The organism is Faecalibacterium sp. Marseille-P9590, from assembly GCF_017377665.1.
Taxonomy (GTDB): Bacteria; Bacillota; Clostridia; order Oscillospirales; family Ruminococcaceae; genus Faecalibacterium.
In genome coordinates this window covers 22,168-40,312 of record NZ_JAFREF010000004.1, presented here as the reverse complement: position 1 = coordinate 40,312, position 18,145 = coordinate 22,168, and the positions used below count along the sequence as shown (strand labels likewise).

General features: G+C 49.5%; 12 protein-coding genes. 6 read left to right on the top strand and 6 right to left on the bottom strand.

Features of this window, described 5'->3' with window-relative positions; all coding sequences use genetic code 11:
• The first annotated feature begins 1 nt into the window (after position 1).
• The 4 genes from J3349_RS06385 to J3349_RS06370 all read left to right on the top strand — a co-directional run bounded on the left by J3349_RS06385 (position 2) and on the right by J3349_RS06370 (position 6,040).
• Positions 2-2,512, top strand: a complete 2,511-nt coding sequence (locus J3349_RS06385; RefSeq protein ID WP_117536013.1) for an ABC transporter permease — start codon at positions 2-4, stop codon at positions 2,510-2,512.
• Between the two features lie 580 nt (positions 2,513-3,092).
• The gene (locus J3349_RS06380; RefSeq protein WP_014080198.1) at positions 3,093-3,503 is read left to right on the top strand and encodes a sigma-70 family RNA polymerase sigma factor; all 411 of its coding nucleotides are present in this window, start codon (positions 3,093-3,095) and stop codon (positions 3,501-3,503) included.
• A 469-nt stretch (positions 3,504-3,972) separates the two neighbouring features.
• On the top strand, positions 3,973-4,239 hold the full coding sequence (locus tag J3349_RS06375; protein WP_007884026.1) for a DUF6870 family protein: 267 nt from the start codon (positions 3,973-3,975) through the stop codon (positions 4,237-4,239).
• 118 nt (positions 4,240-4,357) lie between these two features.
• On the top strand, positions 4,358-6,040 hold the full coding sequence (locus J3349_RS06370) for a recombinase family protein (protein WP_046438251.1): 1,683 nt from the start codon (positions 4,358-4,360) through the stop codon (positions 6,038-6,040).
• 76 nt (positions 6,041-6,116) lie between these two features.
• On the opposite strand, the gene J3349_RS06365 is transcribed toward J3349_RS06370, so the two are convergent.
• The 6 genes from J3349_RS06365 to J3349_RS06340 all read right to left on the bottom strand — a co-directional run bounded on the left by J3349_RS06365 (position 6,117) and on the right by J3349_RS06340 (position 16,233).
• Positions 6,117-7,667, bottom strand: a complete 1,551-nt coding sequence (locus tag J3349_RS06365; protein WP_207676821.1) for a restriction endonuclease subunit S — start codon at positions 7,665-7,667, stop codon at positions 6,117-6,119.
• Between the two features lie 23 nt (positions 7,668-7,690).
• Complete coding sequence (locus tag J3349_RS06360; RefSeq protein WP_156060202.1) at positions 7,691-9,181, bottom strand: class I SAM-dependent DNA methyltransferase; 1,491 nt, start codon at positions 9,179-9,181, stop codon at positions 7,691-7,693.
• 2 nt (positions 9,182-9,183) lie between these two features.
• Positions 9,184-11,562, bottom strand: coding sequence for a DEAD/DEAH box helicase family protein (locus tag J3349_RS06355; RefSeq protein ID WP_207676820.1), 2,379 nt, complete (start codon positions 11,560-11,562; stop codon positions 9,184-9,186).
• Positions 11,563-11,933: 371 nt separating this feature from the next.
• Positions 11,934-13,445 (bottom strand): lysine--tRNA ligase, encoded by a 1,512-nt coding sequence (lysS, locus tag J3349_RS06350; protein ID WP_015565337.1) that lies wholly within the window; start codon positions 13,443-13,445, stop codon positions 11,934-11,936.
• A gap of 18 nt (positions 13,446-13,463) precedes the next feature.
• On the bottom strand, positions 13,464-13,949 hold the full coding sequence (gene greA / locus J3349_RS06345) for a transcription elongation factor GreA (protein ID WP_149793528.1): 486 nt from the start codon (positions 13,947-13,949) through the stop codon (positions 13,464-13,466).
• A gap of 202 nt (positions 13,950-14,151) precedes the next feature.
• Positions 14,152-16,233, bottom strand: coding sequence for an elongation factor G (locus tag J3349_RS06340; RefSeq protein ID WP_207676819.1), 2,082 nt, complete (start codon positions 16,231-16,233; stop codon positions 14,152-14,154).
• A 254-nt stretch (positions 16,234-16,487) separates the two neighbouring features.
• On the opposite strand from J3349_RS06340, the gene J3349_RS06335 reads away from it, so the two are divergent.
• On the top strand, positions 16,488-16,967 hold the full coding sequence (locus tag J3349_RS06335) for a dCMP deaminase family protein (RefSeq protein ID WP_207676818.1): 480 nt from the start codon (positions 16,488-16,490) through the stop codon (positions 16,965-16,967).
• A 160-nt stretch (positions 16,968-17,127) separates the two neighbouring features.
• Complete coding sequence (gene argF, locus J3349_RS06330; protein WP_207676817.1) at positions 17,128-18,123, top strand: ornithine carbamoyltransferase; 996 nt, start codon at positions 17,128-17,130, stop codon at positions 18,121-18,123.
• Positions 18,124-18,145: the final 22 nt, after the last annotated feature.

Genomic DNA, 18,145 nt, shown 5'->3' with positions numbered 1-18,145 from the left:
GATGGATGATATTTTATTTGGGAACAATAATCAGGCAACAATCAATCGTCTTGCCAAAAGAAGCTACCGCGCTAATAAGCAGAGAAATGTTTTCGTTACCATCGCATTATTCTTGACCGCCTTTATGATTACATCTGTATTTAGTTTGGGGTGCAGTTATTTTGAAACCTATCAAATGCAGCAAATTCGTGCGATGGGCACGACTGCGGATGTGGCAATTACAAGCCTCTCAGAAGAACAATATGAAGAATTGAGCCGATCCAGCTTGGTATCCGTAGTTGGTGTCAGTCAGAGATTGGGCAGCATTGATACATCTGGAATGGACGATGCCCTGCTGAGTATTACTTGGATAGACGAAACAGAATGGCAAGAACACCGTGTACCAACAATTTCGGATATACACGGAGATTATCCGCAAGCAAAAAATGAAATTATGCTCCCTACATGGGCTTTGCGTGCAATGGGGATTGATGATCCACAGATAGGGATGAATATTTCCCTTTCCTATCAACTCGGAACAGATTATCAATATATCTCCGATGAATTTGTTTTGTCGGGCTATTACACAGATTATTCGGCTTCACGTGCAGGCAACCGTGGTGCCGCTTATGTTTCGGAGCTTTTTGCAACACAAACAGGGCTTCCCTTTGATAGTGTGTCTACCGCAATGATTTCTTTTTCTGATGACAGTAATGCGCTGCGATCCTGTGAAAAACTAAAACGGAAGATTTCGTTTACAGAAAGTCAGTCCTTTGAAATTGTACCTATTGCTCAGAGCAATTCCACCACCATTGTTCTTCCACTGGCTGCTATTATCGTCTTTATCATTATCAGCGGCTATTTGCTGATTTATAACATTCTGTATATCTCAATTTCAAGAGATACACAATTCTATGGACAGCTTAAAACGATAGGCACGACAAAAAGACAAATCAAGCGGATCGTGCGTTCTCAAATATTCAGAACGGCGGTGATCGGTATTCCCAGCGGCCTGATTGTCGGTGGTATTGTTTCGCTTGGACTTGTTCCGTTTGCCATGAATATGATGTACTCAAGCGATACAGACCTTGGGGAGATAGTGTCCTTTTCCCCCATTATTTTTGCGGGTGCCGCAATCTTCACATTTTTTACTGCAATCATCGGCAGCATGAAACCAGCGAAAATAGCTGCAAGTATTTCTCCTGTTGCGGCTTCACGCTATACAGAGGCAAATACAAGGAGTTACCGAGATCATAAGAGCCATAGAACAAAATTATCTCGGATGGCACGAGATAATATTTTTAGAAACCCTAAAAGCGCTTTCCTTACTTTTGCGTCCTTATTTTTAGGCTTAATATTGTTTTTGGTTTCTGCTGGTCTACTATCAAGCCTAAGTCCCGACAATTTTGTAAATCAATGGGGAGAAAGTGATTTCGCATTGACTTACAGCATTTCCGAAGAAGGAAACCTGCTCTCTGATGAAATGTTGCAGCAAATTGAAACAATGCAGGGAATTGAAAATCTGCGCGTCACTTATTCTGCTTCACCGTGGCCCACTATGGATGTCATTTACGACGAAAATGTATTCGGGAAATATATTGATTCCTTGGATGGCGTATCAGGTCTTGATTTTTCAAATGCGGAAACACGAAAAAACTATACAGATAATTTTTGGAGCGGCGTTTACGGAATAGATTCCAGATATATCGAAGAACTTAATAAAACGCTTGATAAGCCTATTGACTTAACCGCCTTTGAAAAGGGAGAGTTGGTGGTTTTGTCCGCTATGACGGATGATGAGGGAAACCTATTGATTCAGCCAGGGCAAGCAATCACCGTTGTCGGTGAGTCCGGGGAACAGGTCTTTACAGTGGCAACTGGCTTTCTGGACGCTGATTTTCAGAGTGGTCGAGGAAATGAGAGAGGTACTGCCCCTGATTTGTATATCAGTGAGCAGGCAATAGAGAAGTTGTCTGGAGAAACCAAAATCTTTCGGATTGCTTTTGATACGATTGATAGCAGTTATGACAAAGGGATTATGGAGCAGCTTCAATCCATTACTGCTTCGTCACCGGGCATTACGATTCTGTCACGATATGAAAAGCAGCAAGAAATGGCCGGATATTTGCTGACCTCAAGGATTATAGCCGCAGGGTTGTCCGCTGTATTTTTGCTGATAGGAATTATGAATTTCATTAACACAATGGTTGTTAGTGTAAATACTCGGAAACATGAATTTGCAACACTTGAAAGTATAGGAATGACGAAAAAGCAAATTAGAAATGTATTGCTTTGGGAAGGCGGGTATTATTGGAGTATTTCTTTCCTACTGCTTGCCACATTGGGAACAGCGATATATATTCCAATATACTCAGCCTTTAGAAGAATGGTTCCTTATGCAGCTTTTCACTATCCTGTAATTTCTCTGTTGGTTGTCGCAGCTATTGTTTTGCTGGTCTGCTTGGCAACCCCCGTCATAACTTTCATGCAAAATGTTAAGCAAAGCGTTGTAGAGAGACTGCGGCAGAATTAAATATTTGCGATGAAAACCGGGAGATTATTCTCCCGGTTTTTCAAATCTCACAGGTTCGTGAGATTTCAGCCCATTATTCTGTCGAAACAGCGTGTGTCAGTGACATTTCTGTGAGGATTGCTTGTTAAGATAAGCGCAAAAGGAACAAGCTGCCGCACGACGGCAAAAGAAAAAAAGCCGTCGTACAGCAGCCTATCAACACGCCCATTTGAAACGGCGGCTTTGATTTTCAGAGCCGCCGTTTCTTTGCGTCTACACAAACCAATGACGACTTGTAGGGACACGGTAGCCGATGGGAGGTTATTTTGCCGTGTTCATTTTATTATTTCATTGTTCGCGTGATCTGCACCAGCTAAAAAAAGCGTAGCCCCTCCGTCGGAGCAGTCCGGTTTTGAACATGAAATTAAACAGTACATAACCGATAATACTTTTTCGTGCGCTTGTGCGGCCTTGTGTCGCACAGGCGCATTTTGCTTTCCAGACTTCGAGACAAAGTGTCCCGAGGTGCGGTGCCGTTCTCCGCCGTTGCTCCATTTCGTTTCCGACCAACCCCGAACAAACTGAAATGGAGGATTTTACGATGACTACTATCAATTTGAAAGATTTTTATTATTGGTACACGCAGGATCAGCTTATCGAAGTTTCTGACGAGGTGGCCGAGGTATTCAAGGCCGATGCCCGCTATGAAATGGCCTACCAGCGGCGGCTCTCCCGGCACAAGGCGCAGTATTCTCTGGACTGCGATGACGGGATTGAATATTCCGCTTGCCTGCATGAGCCGACCCCGCAGGAGCTCCTTGAACGGATGGAAACCTTTCTTCGTCTGTGGAACGCTCTCAATTCTCTGCCGGAGATCCAGGGCCGCAGAATTGACGCACATATCATTCTTGGCAAGTCGATTAAGGAAATTGCCGAGGCCGAGGGCGTACATGAGGAGTCTATTCGCCAGTCGATCAAGCGTGGCCTTGAACGCATGAAAAAAACTTTTTGATTTTTTCTTCTTAACCCACTTGGAATTGATGAAAAAATGTCTCGGTTTATGAGAGGAGGTTTTCTTCCTAACGCGAGGGAATAACGGCAACCCTGAGTAAGTACGTGGAGCCAGACGGTGGGTGCGCGGTGACATTTCCCAAAAGAGATTGAGCGAACAACACCAACACTGTAAATGGGCCCGGCCATCCCAAGGCCATGATCCGGCGCTGAACAGGTTGGCTGCCTGTTCCTCCGGGCTTGTCGCTTTACTTGCGTTGAGAGCGCCGCACAGAAAATAACGATTGTCTTTGGACAGGCCAAGTAAATATGTGCGGCGCTCTCTAATATTCAAAAACTATAATAAACCTCGAGACAAAGTGTCCCAAGGTGGAGTAAGGCAACAGGCCAGCATCCCGGTGGTGCTGGCCTGTTGCGTTTCCCCACCAAACAGCGGGAGGCGTTCTATCAATCTGCGAAGGAGGTTTACCGTGAAATTAACTACACAGGAACTTGAACAAATGAGAAGCGTTGACATTGGCGCGGTGGCTGCCGAGTCCCTGCCTGATGTGAGCGGTATGACCTTTGACAATGCGCTTTCCCGAAAGGAGCGCATCTCTCGATTTTTGCAGACTGTCAAAAATCCATACTGCTTTTGCATCGGTGGTGTTGGCGTGAAAATTGAATTTGCTGAAAGCGGGCCATCTCTCCAAGATAAGCTGACGGATTTCCTGCTGCGGCAAAGAAGCGGGCTGTAACTTCGGTTACAGCTCGTTTTGCTTCTTCGAGACAAAGTGTCCCGAAGCGGAGGCATCCTTGTTGTCCTCCCCGGACAGAGTTATAATATAAGTGTAATGTGATAGGGAAGGAGGAACAATGGCACGAGCAAAAAACAGAGGGTATCAGCAGAGTTTCTCTCCCTCTTACACAATCCGCCGCTGGCGGCTGGGCATCTATATCCGGCTTTCAAAGGAAGATTTGAAAAAAGGAAAAGACGATAGCAACAGCGTAAAGAACCAGCGTGACCTACTGAACGATTTTTACCGACGCAACATTGACGAGTTTGAAAGTATCACGGAATATGTAGATGACGGACATACTGGAACGGACGCTAACCGTGAAGATTTTCAACGGCTCTTGGCGGATGTCATGAGTGGTAAAATCAACTGCGTTATAGTAAAAGACCTGTCCCGCTTCGCACGAAATTATAGCGATGCCGGAAGTTTGATCGACAACCTGTTTGTTCAAATGGGTGTTCGCTTTATCAGCCTTGCTGAGAATGTGGACAGCTACAAGAACCCCGACAGCGTTTCAAATATCATCGTTCCCATTACAAACGTGATGAACGATAATTACTGCTATCAGACTTCCAAAAAGATCCGGCAGGTATTTGATTACAAACGGCGCAACGGCCAGTATATCGGAGCATTTGCTCCTTACGGCTATGTAAAGCACCCAAAGGACAAGCACAGGCTGATTGTTGATCCCGATGCTGCTGAAAATGTCAAACTCATTTTCACAATGCTTATTCAAGGGTCATCAAAACGTGCTATCGCGTTGTACCTGAACGAACACGGCGTACCGAGCCCCTCGGCTTACAAGGTACAAAAGGGCTTGCCTGTTTCGACAAGAGGGTATGACGATCCTATGTGGGGAGCCCGCATGATCCACTCCATTCTTACCAATCCGACCTACACCGGGGACTTAGCCCAAGGCCGGAGCCGGGTGAAAAGCTACAAGGTACACCAGATTGAAGCTGTTCCCCGCGAGGAATGGGTGGAAGTGGCTGGAACACATGAGGCCATTATCGACTATGAAACTTTCGATAAGGTACAGGCTCTCTTACAGCGTGATACCCGTACTTCCCCGAAAGGCCGTGAGGTACATTTATTCAGCGGCTTTCTGAAATGTGCCGATTGCGGGCGGGCCATTACCCGATGCGTTAGCAAGAACAACAATGTATATTATTCTTGCTCAACCTACAAGAACCGTTCCCGGACAGCCTGCACCATGCACTCAATCAAGCATGAACGGCTGGAGGCTGCTGTTCTGTTCGCCGTACAGCATCAGGTACATTTAGCTGTTTCCTACTCAGAAATCGTAACGCAGATCAATTCCGCTCCAATCAAAAAAAGCCAGTCTTACCGACTGGACGATCTGATAGCTGCAAAAGAGCGGGAACTGATAAAGATAACACGCTACAAGCAATCTCTTTATCAGGACTGGAAAGACGGTGAAATCACCCAGCAGGAATACCGGGATATGAAGGCTGACTATGAACGGCAGACTTCTGATATTTCCGCGGTGCTTACCCGGCTGAACGCTGAACGCGCAGAACTGGCAAACGGTGTGGACAATGAGCATCCTGCACTGGTAGCCTTTATGAAGTATCAGAACATTGAAGCCCTCAACCGTGAAATCTTGGTTGAACTTGTGGACTATATCAAGGTCTATGAAAACGGCAATATCAGCGTGAAATTCAAATTTGCTGACGAGCTCCGCAAGATTGCCGAGTACATTGAAATCAACACTACGGAAGATACCGCAGTAGCGGGCTAACCCCCGCTACAAACCCCTTTGACAGTGTGTTTTCCTAATAGGCGCTAATCATATGCAGAAGGTATGCCCTCGTTCTTTATTTAATTTTGGTGAAAATACTATTGAGTTTTTTTGCAATTCTTTTCTGTTCATGGAGCGGTGGCAGCGGATAAATGAAATTCTTCAATTTTTCAGCGTTAATATTTGACTGGCCGATTGCATCGCTACGAACATTTTGACAGTAAACCCAGTAAAACTGCGTTTGCATAACATAATTGAGATAGTCGCTGTCTATTAGTGGTGTTATACGTATTAGATAGCCAGCATAGATTGCAGGAACTTCACTTTTGTAGATGGCGGTTTTTCCTACAAGTTCTTTACTGTTTGTACGGTTAAAGAGCAAATCATTATATTCAAGAGGATAGTGGGCAATTTCCTCTTTATCTGATGTGTACACAAGTTTTTGAGTGTCGATTCGACCATTCTGAATATTTCCCATTCTTAAAACAGCCATTGTTCCCGTAGACTCAGATTTTCGTGACGAGCCATACTGAATGTTTATGCAAGTTGTGCCAATGGTTGTCCATTCCCACGAATCGGGAATCTCAAATGGCAACTCATCATCGATGCAACGTTCAATTCCATCGACCTTCTCATAATAAGAATTATCCCGTCTGAAAATGACCGATTCATGCTTATCACGCTTAATTCTTCCGGCTTTAATGAGCTTCTCCTTTTCTGTGCGAATACGTTCTAACAGAACAGAGGCAGGCTCATCGGCAGGGTCTTGGGGAACAAGTTTGCCCTGAACGGCATATTGAAGAATGGATTTTTTAAGATGTTCAGGAAACAGATTATTTAGTTCTTGGATTTGTTCAGAAGCTTCAGAATACTTATCAGAAAGCGGTTTTATTATTTCGAGCCGTTTTACAATTCTTTCTTGCTCAGCTATCGGTGGAACTGGAACTAACAGAGAATGGAGCGCATTAGACGATAATCCTTGGATTCCAATTCCTTTTCCTCCAATCCAACCAGCATATTTATAGAGAAAAAACACATAGTAGTAAAATCTTGTGCAAAGCGGAACATATGAACGCAACCTATGAATATGATTTTGAATGCAAATTTTATAGTCTTTTAACCAAATAGCAGCACGTCCAATATCGCCACCTTCACAAACTAAAAGATCACCTTTTGATACCTGACATTTTTCTATTTCATTTTCAGTAAAGTACATCGACCTAAGATTTTCAAGTTCAAATCTATCCCAGTATAAGTTGGATGTTGTGATATATTCCAACAATACACCCGATTTGTTCGATGAGTTTAACGCTTTACCTGTATTATGCTGAAAAATCTCGCCTAATCGTACCCACTCCCAGCTCTCCGGGATGTCAAACGGCACTTCATCTGCAATGCAGACAGGCTCATTTTTGCCGACCTTCTCATAAGGCAAATTATCGGCTCCACGGAAAATCACAGATGGATTCTTTTCCTTTTTGATTTTGCCCTCTTTGATAAGCTGTTCTTTCTCTGCACGAATGCGTTCCAGCAGCACAGAAGCAGGCTCGTCATTGGGGTCTTGCGGAACAAGTTTGCCCTGCACTGCCATTTGCAGAATGGAATTTTTCAGTTGCTGTCCTGTCATTTTTTCTTCCTTATCTATGTGGCTCAGTCCTGTGCATCAAGGTCAATGCCCAGAATCTCCGTGATCTGAGCAAGGATTCGGTCAATGTCTGCGTTCAGGCTGGCGCGCTTCTCCTGATACTGCTGAATCAGCTCCTTGGGCGGTAAGATTTCCTCTTCCTCATGCGGATAGCCACACAAATCAATATTGTAGTTGCGGTCTTTGATTTCCTGCACGGTATACTTTTTGGCCTTGTCAAACCCGTCCAACTGAATTTCTTTGCGGTCTCTCCACCATTCTACCGCAGGGGCAAAGTGTTCCAACTTCATAGGCTTGGTCTTGCTGAAATGCTTGTAGCCTTTCGGCATATCCAGACGATAGAACCAGGTTTCCTCTGTCGGGCCAGTATGGTCAAAGAACAAAATGTTGGTCGTAATCGATGTATATGGGGAGAACACACTACCCGGCATACGGATGATGGTATGGACATTGAACTCAGAGAACAGCTTCGTCTTGATTGCTACTTTGGCATTGTCTGTGCCAAACAGGAAGCCATCCGGCAGAATGACAGCTGCGCGGCCATTTTCCTTCAGTCGATACATAATAACGGACATGAACAGGTCAGCCGTTTCGCTGCTGGCAAGGTCAGCCGGAAAATGGTTCTTAATTTCCGGCTTTTCCGACCCACCATAGGGAGGATTCATCAAGATAACGTCTACCTGATCGTCCTCGGTATAGTCCAGAACATCTCGGAGAAGTGTGTTATCATGGAACACCTGCGGCACATCCACATCATGCAGCAGCATATTAGTGATGCAAAGAATATACGGAAACTGTTTCTTTTCAACTCCGTAAATGGAATTATTACACAGGTTCTCGTCAGTTGTTGTTTGAATTTTTTGACGCAAAACTTTCAGCCAGCTGGTAAGAAAGCCACCTGTGCCGCAGGCAAAATCGGCCATCTTTTCACCGATTTGCGGGTCGATCATCTGCGCCATAAAATCAGTAACAGCGCGTGGCGTATAGAATTCGCCAGCAGAACCGGCACTTTGTAACTCCCTTAAAATTGTTTCATAGATTCCAGCAAATACTCGACTTTCTTCATATTCGTCAAATTTGATATCATCAATTTCATTTATGATTTGTCGAAGCAAAACGCCATCTTTCATATAGTTGTTTGCATCTGCAAAGGTAGTCTGCACGATTGCTTTTTTGATGGGCGTGGAAGCGTCCACAGGCAGCTTTTTCAAGGTGGGGAACAGCGTATTGTTGACAAATTCCAAGAGAGTATCGCCCGTCATACCTTTCCCGTTTTTAGCGTGCGCCCAGTTGCGCCAGCGGCAAGACTCGGGAATTATGGATTGATATGATTCCTTGCTGTCAAAAGTCGTATTCCACTCATCTTCTTTAGAATCATATACTTTCAGAAAGAGCATCCATGCAATCTGCTCAATGCGCTGTGCATCACCATTGATGCCTGCATCGTTCCGCATAATATCGCGGACACGCTTCACAAAATTCGATAAATTTCCCATTGTTATGCAATTTCTCCTTCATAGATTGCCTGTTCCAGTTCCTTAACAGCTTTCAGATACCCGTCTTTCCCACCAAAGTAGGAGGCAATCTTTTGGGGCTTGCCCATTTTCAAGAACGGGTCAAGCCGCAGAATTTCCGTTTTCTCAATTTCATAAATGCCAGTATTCATATACTTGTCCAGAAGTGCCTCCAGAACATCTCTTGCTGCACCGCTGTATTTGCTTAGAAAGTCGCGTTTTTTGACATTTTCTGCTCGTTCTCTGCGCGTCAAAGGCTTTTTATCAAACGCAACATGGCAGATAAAGTCAAAGTCGTCCACATCCGTCATGTTCTGGTCGGCCTTTAGTGCTTCAAGGTCAATACCATGCTCCAAAAGAAGCTCCCGGATTTTTTCTTTCTTTTCTTCAGCAGACCATTGACGGATAAAATTGTCCAGTGAAGCGTACGAGCCACGGATATTTTCTTTCGTGTAGTCAATAATGCTTTCCTGCCGGAGCAGTTTCCCGCCTGCATCATAAATAGAAGCCGTTTTGTAGATGATCTCCACCCGACAGCCGTCTTTATCAACGATTGGTTTGGGTTTCTTGGGGTCTGGCGGCGTGGGAGGGTCAGATGTTCCTGAGCCTTTTTTCGGTACGGGCTTATCGTTCTCTTTTTCGGAATCGAAGTCCTCGTTCATTTCAATCGGACCATCCCAATCCGGGTCCGCAAAAAGTCGGCTCACATTTCGGAAATCCATCACAACAAAATGGGTCTTGCCTTCTTTTTCGCGCAGACGGGTTCCGCGGCCAATGATCTGCTTGAATTCAGTCATAGAGCCAATCATTTCATCCAAAACAATCAGCTTTGTCATCTTGCAATCCGAACCCGTGGAGAGCAGCTTGGAGGTAGTCGCAATAACAGGATATTTCGAGCCAACAGAGATAAAATAATCCAGCTTACTCTTTCCATAAGTATCGCTGCCTGTAATGCGGACAACATAATCGGGATTCTGCTTCACCATGTCAGCGTTCTGGTTTGCCAAAGCCATCCGCATACGCTCTGCCGCTTCTTCGGTTGGGCAGAACACGATGGTTTTGGCCATACGGTCGGTACTTTTCAAGTACCGCGTGATTTCAGCAGCAACTTGATTGATACGATCTTCTATAATGATGTTGTAGTCGTAATCGCTATTTGTATAAATGCGATCTTCGATTTCGTTTCCGTAAATATCGCGCTGGCCCTTGCGAGGACGCCATCCCTCACCAATGTCCGTCATAACATTGATTACTTTAAAAGGCGCAAGAAAACCGTCCTCAATTCCTTCTTTCAGGCTGTAAGTATAGATGGGTTCGCCAAAATAGTCGATGTTTGAAACATATTTGGTTTCTTTAGGCGTAGCAGTCATGCCGATTTGCGTAGCAGAGGCAAAATATTCCAGAATTTTGCGCCAATTACTTTCTTTCTTCGCAGAGCCTCGGTGACACTCATCGACAATAATCAGGTCAAAGAAATCCGGGCTAAAGAGCTGTGACAGCTTATCGAGTGCATTTTCGGCGTTCTCATCCTGTTCTTCGTTCTTTCCTGCAAGCTGCTGATAGAGAGAAAAATAGACCTCATAAGAAGTAATTGTGCGAGGGTCGTCCTTAGAAAAATTCACCTTATGAATGACCTTTTCCAGCGGCGCAAAGTCCTGTTGGATAGACTGGTCAACAAGATTGTTGCGGTCTGCAAGATAAAGAATCTTTTTCTTTAAGCCACTTTTGAGCAGCCGATACACAATTTGAAATGCCGTATAAGTTTTACCTGTACCAGTTGCCATTACCAGCAAAAGCCGATTTTGCCCTTTTGCAATCGCGTCCAATGTACGATTGATGGCAATGCGCTGGTAATAGCGCGGTGGGTAAGTTTTCTGGCTGCTATAATACGGCTGTGCAATCATTTTCTCCTGTACATCCGTCAAACCAGCTCCATTGTTTACACTGGCTTTGTACCGTTCAACCAGTTCTTCTTCTGTTGGGAATTCGTCAAGGCCAAAGGTGCGTTCTTTGCCCGTCAAGAAGTCATGTTCTGCAAAGCCATCCCCATTTGAGCTAAAGGCAAACGGAACATCCAACATCTGCGCATAGGTCATGGCCTGTTGCAATCCGTGGGAAACCGTATGATTGTTGTCTTTTGCTTCAACAATGGCAATCGGATTATTCGCGCTCAGGTAAAGCACATAGTCTGCACGTTTCGGCTTTTCACGGGCCACAATGTTACCTTTGAGATTGATACGGCCATCTGTGATTTTTGTTTCCAGCGTGATGTGCTGGTTGTTCCACTTTGCCGTGATTGCGGGTGTGATGTAGTGAAACTTAATATCTTCTTCGGACATTTGACTCTTTGAAAGCACCGCCATACAGACAACCTCCTGCATTGTAGAATCCCGAAAACTTCCAGATAATCAATATTATCGGAAGTTGTATGCCGCAACGACCTTTAAGGTTAAACTACTCCAATTATTACTATACCACGACTTGATTCGGTGGGCAACAAGACAATACCAGTATTTTTCCGAAATACTCTTAATATCTTCCAAACATGAAAAGCACCCCTGCCAATCCATGTGTTATCACACATTTCATTGACAGGGGTGCTTGCGTTTATTGTAGGCTGCTTTCTGTTTTACTGATGCAAATTATCAAATTTGGTGGTAAGTTGGTGGTAAATTCACATTGCTCCAGTATCGAACGCCACGATTTCAAACGAAGCAAAGCCAATTTTTGCATTTTACTGTTCAATCGGCTTCATCGTGGGGAACAGCAGCACGTCACGGATAGAAGCGCTGTCCGTCAGCAGCATGACCAGACGGTCAACACCGAAGCCGAGGCCGCCCGTGGGAGGCAGACCGTACTCCAGAGCGTTGACGTAGTCGTAATCGACCTGTGCCTTGCAGTCGGGCTCGATGGCCTTGCGCTCGGCGACCTGACGCTCGAAGCGGCCCTTCTGGTCGATGGGGTCGTTCAGCTCGCTGAAAGCGTTGCCGTACTCGGTGCAGTCGATGAAGTACTCAAAACGCTCGGTGAAAGCGGGATCATCCGGCTTGCGCTTGGCCAGCGGGCTGATCTCGACGGGGTAATCATAGATGAAGGTGGGCTGGATGAGCTTGTCCTCGACGAAGGCGTCGAAGAACTCGGCCAGGATGGCGCCCTTGGTGGGAACCTCGGGCAGCTCCACATGGTGCTCCTTGGCAGCGGCGATGGCGTCCTCATCGGTCTTCCAGTCGTTGAAGTCAACGCCGGAATACTTCTTGACGGCCTCGATCATGGTCAGACGCTCCCAGTGGCCCATGTCGATCTGCTTACCCTGATAGGGGATGACCAGGCTGCCGCAGATCTTCTGAGCGAGGCGCTTATACAGCTCCTCCACCAGGTCCATCATACCGTGGAAATCAGTGAATGCCTGATACAGCTCGATGGTGGTGAACTCGGGGTTGTGCTTGGGGTCCATGCCCTCATTGCGGAAGATGCGGCCCACCTCATAGACGCGGTCCATGCCGCCCACGATGAGGCGCTTCAGGTACAGCTCCGTCTCGATGCGGAGCACCATGTCCATGTTCAGGGTGTTGTGATGGGTGTAGAAGGGACGTGCGGATGCACCGATCTCGAACGGAGTCAGGATGGGGGTATCGACCTCCAGGAAGCCCTTCTCGTCCAGATAAGCACGAATCTCCTTCAGGATCTTGCTGCGCTTAACAAAGGTCTCCTTGACCTCGGGATTTGCGATGAGGTCAACATAGCGCTGACGATAACGCATCTCGGTATCGGTCAGGCCGTGGAACTTCTCGGGCAGGGGGCGCAGGCTCTTGGCCAGCAGAGTGATCTCCTCGGCACGGGCGCTCAGCTCACCGGTCTTGGTGCGGAACACCTCACCCTTGACGCCGATGATGTCGCCCACGTCCAGCTTCTTGAAAGCAGCGTAAGCGTCGTCGCCCAGCTCGTCACGGCGGACGTAGAGCTGGATGTCGCCCTTATCGTCGCGCAGATGGGCAAAGCTTGCCTTGCCCATGACGCGCTTGGACATCAGACGGCCGGCCAGTGCGACCTTCTTACCGCTGTCGGTCTCGTTGGGCAGATCCTTGAACTCTTCCTTCAGGTCAGCAGAGTACGCATCCTGAGGGAACTTGGTCAGGGTAAAGGGGTCGCGGCCTGCAGCCTGCAGGTCTGCCAGCTTCTGGCGGCGCACCTGCACCTGCTCGCTCTCAGACAGGCCCTGTGCGGGGTTCTTCTTCTGTTCTTCCATAATTTCCTCCCGCTTGGCTCAGTTTGCAGAGTGGGTGATGCCCAGCACCTTGTAGTTGACGGTATGGCCGGTGGGCAGCAGGACTTCGGCGGTGTCGCCGACAGCCTTCTCCAGCAGGGCGTGGCCCACGGGGCTCTCGTCGCTGATCTTGCCGTTCAGGGGGTCAGCCTCGGTGCGGCCCACGATGTCGTACTCCTCGACCTCGTCCTCACCCTCCATCTGGATGGTGACGTGGGTACCGACAGAGACGTTCTCAACGCTCAGTTCGCTCTCGTCGATGACGACAGCGTTCTTGACCATCTGCTCCAGCTCGGTGATGCGGTTCTCGACCAGACCCTGGGTGTTCTTGGCCTCATCGTACTCGCTGTTCTCGGACAGGTCGCCGTGGCTGCGGGCTTCCTTGATCTCTTCTGCCAGCTCCTTGCGGCGGACAGTCTTCAGGTATTCCAGTTCCTCCTGCATTGCCTTCAGGCCAGCAGCGGACATCTTGATCTCTTGTGCCATTTGGAAATCTCCTTATCTATTTTTTGGGGTACGGCAGAGTGTCATAAAACATAAAACCGCACACGAATGCCATTTTGACTTATTCATTATAATAGTAAGCCGCGGCCTTGTCAATAAAAACTGCCGCCCTGCGGGCCAAAAAGGCCGCAAAAAAGCCCCGCCGACAGAGGGAAGTGCCGACAGGGCTTGGAAAATGTCTTATTTAGTCGTCTGCGGACTCATCCAGATTGCCCAGCTTCCTGGCCTGTTCGACCACGGCGGGAACCAGCATCTCAGGCAGGATCTCGTAGCGGGCGAACTCGGTAGTGAACCAGCCGCGGCCCTGGGTGGTCTGACGGATGAAGGTGGTGAAGTTGGCCAGCTCAGCCAGAGGCACTTCGGCGATGATGGTCTGCAGGCCGTCCTCGTCGGGCTCCATGCCCAACACGCGGCCGCGGCGCTTGGTGACGTCGCCCATGATGTCGCCGGTATTGTCGTTGGGAACATGAGCTTTCAGGGTGTGGATAGGCTCGAGGATGACAGGGCCGGCCTCGGGCATTGCGGCCTTATAAGCCAGCTTTGCAGCCATGATAAAGGCCATTTCGGAGCTGTCCACGGGGTGGTAGCTGCCGTCCAGCAGGGTGGCTTTCAGGCCGACCACAGGATAGCCGGCCAGCACGCCCTTCTCAGCGGCAAGGCGGACGCCCTTTTCAACAGCCGGGAAGAAGTTCTTCGGCACGCTGCCGCCGAACACCTTCTCTTCGAAGACGACCTGCTCGCTGTCGCAGGGCTCGAAGTTGATGACGACATCGCCGAACTGGCCGTGGCCGCCGGTCTGCTTCTTATGACGGCCCTGCTTCTGGCAGGCCTTGCGGATGGACTCGCGGTAAGCGATACGCGGAGCCTCGAGGCCAATTTCCACGCCGAACTTATTCTTCAGCTTGGCCTTGACCACGTCGAGGTGCTGCTCGCCCAGACCGCCGATGATCTGCTGATGGGTCTCGGCGTTGTTGACGTAGCTCAGGGTGGGGTCTTCTTCCATCAGACGGGCCAAAGCGCTGCTGATCTTGCCCTCGTCGCCCTTCTTGGCGACGGTGACAGCCATGAACAGGCTGGGCTTCGGGAAGACGGGTGCGGGCAGCTTGACCACGCGGGAAGCGTCGCAGAGGGTGTCGCCGGTCTTTGCGCTGACCAGCTTTGCCACAGCGCCGATGTCACCGGCACCGATGCTCTCGGCCTCAGTCTGCTTCTTGCCCATAACAGTGAGGGGCTTGCCCATCTTCTCGGTCTCACCGGTGCGGGCGTTGATGAGAGAAGCGCCTGCGGTGATCTTGCCGCTGACGACGCGCAGATAGCTCAGCTTGCCCACGAAGGGGTCGGCCACAGTCTTGAAGACGTAGGCAGCGGTAGGCTCGCTCTCTGCACAGGTCAGCTCGACGGGTTCGCCGTTGGCATCCTCAGCCAGAACGCTGTTGTGCTCCGGGCTGGGCAGCAGCTTATGCATATTGTACAGCAGCATATCCAGAGCCTGCTGGTTGACAGCGCTGCCGCAGAACACAGGGGTGATGAGGCCATCCTTGACGCCCTTGCGCATACCATCGACGATCTCTTCGGTGGTGAATGCCTCGCCGCCGAAGAACTTCTCCATCAGCTCGTCGTCGGTCTCGGCGATGGCCTCGCTCATAGCCTCGATCAGGCCCTGGAAGCGGTGGCCGATGTCGGGCAGATCGACCTGCACCTGCTTGCCGCCCTCATACTTGAAGGCCTTCTGGCTGAACAGATTGATGTACACGGGGGTGCCGTCGTCGAGCTTCGCCGGGACGACGCAGGGGCAGACAGTGGAGCCGAACTTGATCTTCATGTCCTCGAGGATCTTGAAGTAGTTCGCGTTCTCCAAATCGCACTTCGAGACGAAGACCATCGTTGCCTTGCCGTTCTTGCGGGCCAGCTGGAACGCTTTTTCCGCACCGACGGTCACGCCGCTGCGGCCCGACACGCACACCAGCACACTCTCGGCCGCCCGGATGCCCTCGTACTCGCCTGCCTCAAAGTCGAACAGGCCCGGAGCGTCGATGAGGTTGTACTTGATGCCCTCATACTCCACCGGCACGACCGATGCCGACAGACTGGCCTTCCGCTTTGCTTCCTCGGGGTCAAAGTCCGAAATCGTGGTGCCGTCCTCGACCCGGCCCATACGCTCGGCAGCGCCCGAAAAATAGACCAATGCCTCGGTCAGCGTCGTTTTGCCGCTGCCGGCATGGCCTGCGATCAAGATATTACGGATGTTGTTGCTTGCGTATTTCATATCGGTTTTTCCCTCATTTCCGCCGCACAGAGCATTCTCTCTGTTTTTGTGGCATATTTTACAAAGATAATACCACACTTCAAACGTTTTTTGAATATTTCATTTGAAATTTCCGGCTTTTACCCTGCCAAACTTCCCGGCTTTGTTTTGTGCATTTTGCCTTGAGGGCAAATATTTTATTGTAAAAGCTGCCGTAGCACGCTATAATAGGGCCACCGAACCCAATTTTTATGCAGAACAAGGAGCACCACACGATGAAACGCACGGATTACATCAACTGGGACGAATACTTCATGGGCATTGCCCTGCTCACGGCCATGCGCTCCAAGGACCCCAGCAGTCAGGTGGGCGCCTGCATCGTCAGCCCGGAAAACAAGATCCTCTCTCTGGGCTACAACGGTATGCCCATCGGCTGCGACGACGACGCCATGCCGTGGGAGCGGGAGGGTGAGCCGCTGAATACGAAATATATGTACGTCTGCCACGCCGAGCTGAACGCCATCCTCAACAGCGCCCACAACAACCTCAAGGGCGCGCGGGTGTACGTCACCCTCTTCCCCTGCAACGAGTGTACCAAGGCCATCATCCAGTCCGGCATCGCCGAGGTCGTCTACTACAGCGACAAGTACCACGACACCGATTCCAGCGTAGCTGCGCGGTTCATGTTCAAAAAGGCCGGCGTCCGGCTCACCCCCTATCAGCCCACCGGGCGGAAGATGGAGCTGGAGTTGTAAGATGTTAAATTTTTTCATAGCGCCTTGATTTTTGCATTGGATCGCAATTTTGACAGGTGCGTCAAGTGCTTCCTCTTGACCCCATCTTTGCTCTGTATTATAATAGGGTCTGTGAAAGTATAAATATTCAAATTTTGGCGCATAGAGAGGAATATATACAATGAATCTTACGAACCACAGCTTTTTGAAGCTTCTCGATTACACTCCCGAAGAGATCGAAGGTCTGCTTGACCTCGCCGCCGACCTGAAGGCAAAGAAAAAGGCCGGCATCCGCCACGATGCTCTGCGCGGCAAGAATATTGCCCTTATCTTCGAAAAGACCTCCACCCGCACCCGTTGCAGCTTCGAGGTCGCCGCCCACGACCTGGGCATGGAAGTCACCTACCTCGACCCGTCGGGCAGCCAGATCGGCAAGAAGGAGTCCATCGCCGACACCGCCCGGGTGCTGGGCCGGATGTTCGATGGCATCGAGTACCGCGGCTACGGCCAGAGCATCGTGGAAGATCTGGCCCACTACGCCGGTGTGCCGGTGTGGAACGGCCTGACCAACGAGTTTCACCCCACTCAGATCCTCGCCGACTTCCTCACCATCCGGGAGCACTTCGGCCACCTCAAGGGCATCAACTTCGTTTACTTCGGCGACGCCCGCTACAACATGGGCAACAGCCTGATGGTGGGCTGCGCCAAGATGGGCCTCAACTTCACCGCCTGCGCCCCCAAGAAGTACCAGCCGAACGCTGCACTGGTGGAGCAGTGCAAGGCCATCGCCGCCGAGACGGGTGCGGCCATCTCCTTCGAGGAAGACCCCGCCAAAGCCGCAAAGGGCGCAGACGTCCTCTACACCGACGTCTGGGTGTCCATGGGCGAGCCGGTCGAGGTCTGGGCCGAGCGCATCAACGACCTGGCCGCATATCAAATCAACCAGGACCTGATGGACATTGCCGGCCCCAAGGCCGTGTTCATGCACTGCCTGCCCGCCTACCACGACCACAAGACCACCGTGGGCAGGGAGATGGGCGAGCGCTTTGGCCGCGACGCGATGGAGGTCACCGACGAAGTCTTCGAAGGCCCCCAGAGCATCGTCTTCGACGAGGCCGAGAATCGGATGCACACCATCAAGGCCGTCATGGCGGCCACGCTGGGCTATAACGGCTGATGGGCGGAGGACACGTTTCGCG

What these genes read in the sequence shown, in the direction of transcription:
- J3349_RS06385 (WP_117536013.1), top strand. Translation starts at nt 2, where the DNA reads ATGGATGATATTTTATTTGGGAACAATAATCAGGCAACAATCAATCGT.
- J3349_RS06380 (WP_014080198.1), top strand. Translation starts at nt 3,093, where the DNA reads ATGACTACTATCAATTTGAAAGATTTTTATTATTGGTACACGCAGGAT.
- J3349_RS06370 (WP_046438251.1), top strand. Translation starts at nt 4,358, where the DNA reads ATGGCACGAGCAAAAAACAGAGGGTATCAGCAGAGTTTCTCTCCCTCT.
- J3349_RS06365 (WP_207676821.1), bottom strand. Translation starts at nt 7,667, where the DNA reads ATGACAGGACAGCAACTGAAAAATTCCATTCTGCAAATGGCAGTGCAG.
- J3349_RS06360 (WP_156060202.1), bottom strand. Translation starts at nt 9,181, where the DNA reads ATGGGAAATTTATCGAATTTTGTGAAGCGTGTCCGCGATATTATGCGG.
- J3349_RS06355 (WP_207676820.1), bottom strand. Translation starts at nt 11,562, where the DNA reads ATGGCGGTGCTTTCAAAGAGTCAAATGTCCGAAGAAGATATTAAGTTT.
- lysS (WP_015565337.1), bottom strand. Translation starts at nt 13,445, where the DNA reads ATGGAAGAACAGAAGAAGAACCCCGCACAGGGCCTGTCTGAGAGCGAG.
- greA (WP_149793528.1), bottom strand. Translation starts at nt 13,949, where the DNA reads ATGGCACAAGAGATCAAGATGTCCGCTGCTGGCCTGAAGGCAATGCAG.
- J3349_RS06340 (WP_207676819.1), bottom strand. Translation starts at nt 16,233, where the DNA reads ATGAAATACGCAAGCAACAACATCCGTAATATCTTGATCGCAGGCCAT.
- J3349_RS06335 (WP_207676818.1), top strand. Translation starts at nt 16,488, where the DNA reads ATGAAACGCACGGATTACATCAACTGGGACGAATACTTCATGGGCATT.
- argF (WP_207676817.1), top strand. Translation starts at nt 17,128, where the DNA reads ATGAATCTTACGAACCACAGCTTTTTGAAGCTTCTCGATTACACTCCC.